The following is a 3,989-nucleotide window of genomic DNA, read 5'->3' as shown; positions in this document are numbered from 1 at the left end:
AGCTCCGCAGGACGCACATACTCCCGATAGGAGAGTATAGAAGTGCGCCCTTTAGTTCCTAAAGGGATTTTATCAGTTCGCCAAACTGGAATTGTTAAGTATCAATCGGTGTTACCGTTTTCTTCAATGTTTGATGGTAATATTCATAAGCCATTTTAGTAAAATGTTCACATTCTGTTTTATAGAACTGTTTATCGGCAGTGTTAAGGCGTTCCTCATCTTCATCTGTCAGATACTCTGGTATATCCCAATATTCTGTTAATCTGGTATCATCTTTAAATTTTTCCAGAACATCATAATATGTGTCTGCCAGTAATTCATAAAGACTGGTATCATCGATGCGCTTTAGCCCACGCATGGCATAGCAAAAACATTGGAAACCCCAGTTGCAAAAAAACTGGATAAATCCTCCGTTATTTATGTCCACAAATAGCTTCCATAAGGCAGCAATTTCTTGTTCATCTTCGTCCAGTTTGTTCCAATCTCCATTTGAATTTACTAACTTTGAATTAAATTCGATAGAATAATTATCCCATAATTTTCCGTAATCATCCATACTGCTATTCTCCTTTCATACTGCCGATTTGTTTGTTCCATAAAATTCATTTTAGTCGCTTTCAAACTTGCTGGCGGCGAACAGCATTTTATGCTGTTTGCGGACGGCAAGTCCACAGGGGATAGCCGCTTTAGCGGCGCAAGGGGGTGTAGCCACCTTGACGGAACGAAGTGACGAAACATTCTCGGTCGAGCAGTTTTCTTCTGCTGACCGGGAATGAAGCTCCGCAGGACGCACTACTCTCGATAGAGAGTATAGAAGTGCGCCCTTAGAGTTCTAAGGGTATTTTTAGATAATTGGGAATGTTTCTTTGTCAAACTGCGTAACATTGAACACGATACGCCACTCGACATCATCACCAACCGGTTCAAAGTGCAGAGCAGAACAAGCAGCATGAAGTTTTTCTTGTGAATTTGTTCCATATATAACTGCTGTCGGACCATCTGCACCACCAATAACACCAACAACAAAACAGGAACTACTGCCAACTGGACGGAACGAATGATCGTCTGGTGTAACTTCTATCGGTCTATCGCCTTCATCACAGTCAAAAACCGAAATGTTCTCCATCGGTTCAGGGGTAAGTGTATAACTCATGGCAATATAATGTGTCGGATAAATCCAGCGATCAGAACCAAAACTATTTTGAGGAACTGTCTGCTGTTCTATTTCCTGCACGGTCAGTGTATGGGTTATTCCGCTAACAGGATGGGAAAACATAAATGAATCTCCGGGTGCGTGAACTTTGAAATGTGAGCCTGGAACTTGTCCTGGTTGCTGCTCCATTGTAAGAAAAAGTTTATTGATTTCAGGGTGATGCTTGGTTCCCCAAGGAAATACGTCTCTGCATATGACCCAGCCATAAGTACTATCCAGCCCATAATGGTCGATTGCCCATTTTGCTTCCAACTCATTGATAACGCCATCTGGCAGACAAGGATTAAAGCTCACAGCGCAGCCATGGGTTGTCTGTAATATTTTCTCGTTTAACTTCAAGCAAGGTTTGAAGTTAAAACAAAGTGGGTTTTCCCATTCCATCTGCATCTGTTGCTCACGGGTAAAATTTTCACATGAGTCATTTTCCCAGTCCAGATTCCATTTTTTCATGAAGTCACGGATGCTTTCTGAATCAACTCGCATACAAAAATCAACGACAAGTCCTTTGCTACATGAATAAGCTGCCGGAATTACCCAATGATATCCAGCCCAATCGAATTGTTTATCCAGCTTGATCTCTTTTCCGGCACGGTCTTTACCTCGATGTCCCCAGAAATCTCCATCAAAGTAGACCTTCCATTCAGGGGCAACCAATTCTGCCTCTGAAGTCATATCATTATCGTAATAATCTTCTGTGTATTTAATCTGACTGTAATCAAAGGAAGATTGCAGGTTTTTGATATATGTCCACGGTTGTTCCATAGGCAACAAATTCATCTTCTCTGAAATTTCCGATAAAGTTTGCTGTTGTTCCTGGGTTGTAGGGTTTTCATTGAGAAAGGCTTCAAACTGTGCTTCGTTCCACATCCACGCTTGTTCCACTGCCGCCACATCACCACAAGCCAGTATAAGCCGCAGAAAGTCGGTAAAATTTTCAGCTACTGGATGAACATAATCAGGAGAAGTATTCATGGGGCTGACAGAGAAAACCATCTCTCCAAATCCACGAATGAAACAGAAGTGGATACCATCTATCCCTGCCCATCCAAAAACCGATGCCCCTTTTGGGGTACAAAAATAATTTGTATTATCCTCACGGAGTTCAACTCCCACAGGACTTAAATCGACACCCCGCTGTAAAAATTTTTTCAAAATTCTATTCATTAAGCATCCCCCCATAAAATTAGTGCTATCACGCTCTTTATTGTAGTAAATTTTATCACAAGAGTGTGAATAAATCTACTGGCGAATGCTGAAACCGCCCGAACAGTTTCTTTCTGCTCAGGCGGCTTTCTTCATCTATTTTTCTTTCTTCTGCTGCACTTGTTCATGGGCTTCCTGCTGAACATCAGCCCAGCGGAAAAGCCATACTTGAAGTGACTTTCACTTTCTTCACATTGGGCGATTGCTGTCTGCGCCCGGAGTTCCTGCACCAGCTCATAGTCCTCTTTGCTGAGCCGCTGGGACAACTGCTCCATGAGCTTTTCACAGGCTATGACTGCCTTTCGGTATTCCGGTGATGTAGGTACAACTGTCTCGCAGGGATAAAACTCCCCATTATACATGGCTTCCAAAATCATAGCTTTACCTCTCTCAACAGTAGATTAGTTCCGTCTTGATGATTTCCTCTGCCCGGCAGCGGATGGAGTTCATTGACTGCACCCATAACATCTGATTTTCCGCTTTCATGGCTTCGGTCACGCCCTCGGCTTTCATCATCTGCCGGATAATCAAGTCCAGCCTGTCTGCCGCCTGCTCGTTCAGATCGGCAACGACGGTGTGGAGCCTGCCGGACAAAATTAGCTCGTTGTAAAGCATGGGACGGTGCAATTTCAGATAGGACTGGTGCAAGCGTCCCCAATGCCCAATAGGTCGGCGTTCCTCCGGCAGCTTCAAGTCCGGCACATAGTAGTCGCCCACCAACACATAGTCCATACCGTTCTCATGGATTCTCGGTTTCAACTCTTTCATAAAATCACGCTCCCTTTCTCGGTCCCAGCTGCGGCAAACTGCTCACCGGGATAAATACCCCTCTGGCAATATCCTCGGTGCGGATTGCCTGTTTTCTGGCTTCAATCTCCGCTTTTTTCTTGGCTTTCGTGCGCTCCTCATACTCTTTCTGTTTACCATTGGCTTTCCGCTTCAAGTAGTTCTGGTGGAGCCTGTCCTTGCGTTCCTCACGCTTGCGGATTTCCTCTAATTCCTCCGGGGTAAGCTCCACTTCGCCAAACGCAGGGGGAACGAAACGACCCACGAAATTGAAGTAAATCTCGACCTCCTGTGTGGTCTGAATACTGCCCTTGCGGTCACGCTCATGCACAAGGATTTTCTCAATAAACTCATTGAGCATGGCAATCGTCAGCTTGTCGAAGTTCTCATACTTGTCAATCAGAGCGATAAAACGGTCAGCGTCCTTTTCGTGCTTCTCGTAGCTCTTGATAGCCTTTTCCAGAACAGAGATTTCAGCGGTAAGCTCGGTCTGCTCCTTTTCATATTGAGCGTCCAGAGTGGCATATCTGCTGTCAGACAGCTTTCCTAAAATGTTGTCCTCATAGATTTTGCAGAGCAGGACTTCCAGCTCGGAAACTCTCTGCTTTGCGGTGGCAAGGCGTGTCCGCTGTTTCTTGACCTCTGCCGTCTGCTGGCTGGACTGCGCTTCCTGCACCACTCGGACAAACTCGGCTCTGTCATGCTTCGCATACTCGGCAATAGCTTTGAGCATTTCGGAAACAAGGGACAGTACCACATCTTCATTGATACGGTGCTGTGTCGTGCA

5 protein-coding genes are annotated in these 3,989 nt (G+C 44.9%); all 5 read right to left on the bottom strand.

Going from position 1 to position 3,989, the window contains the following annotated elements; all coding sequences use genetic code 11:
• Positions 1-94: 94 nt before the first annotated feature.
• Positions 95-556, bottom strand: a complete 462-nt coding sequence (locus GPK83_RS06295; RefSeq protein ID WP_215704304.1) for a DMP19 family protein — start codon at positions 554-556, stop codon at positions 95-97.
• A 288-nt stretch (positions 557-844) separates the two neighbouring features.
• A complete protein-coding gene (locus tag GPK83_RS06290; RefSeq protein WP_015573038.1) occupies positions 845-2,377 on the bottom strand; it encodes a hypothetical protein in 1,533 nt (510 codons plus the stop codon).
• A 131-nt stretch (positions 2,378-2,508) separates the two neighbouring features.
• The gene (locus GPK83_RS06285) at positions 2,509-2,793 is read right to left on the bottom strand and encodes a DUF6809 family protein (protein WP_005944778.1); all 285 of its coding nucleotides are present in this window, start codon (positions 2,791-2,793) and stop codon (positions 2,509-2,511) included.
• A 13-nt stretch (positions 2,794-2,806) separates the two neighbouring features.
• Positions 2,807-3,184: a TnpV protein gene (locus GPK83_RS06280; RefSeq protein WP_005944774.1), complete on the bottom strand. Its 378-nt coding sequence runs from the start codon at positions 3,182-3,184 to the stop codon at positions 2,807-2,809.
• 4 nt (positions 3,185-3,188) lie between these two features.
• Positions 3,189-3,989 (bottom strand): DUF4368 domain-containing protein (locus tag GPK83_RS06275; protein ID WP_215704303.1); only part of this gene is annotated, 801 nt, incomplete at its 5' end.

Origin of the sequence: Clostridium sp. MCC328 (genome assembly GCF_018785465.1) — a bacterium.
Taxonomy (GTDB): domain Bacteria; phylum Bacillota; class Clostridia; order Lachnospirales; family Lachnospiraceae; genus Pilosibacter; species Pilosibacter fragilis.
Note: the sequence above shows the minus strand (reverse complement) of the source record. Positions and strands in the feature narration are given on the sequence as shown.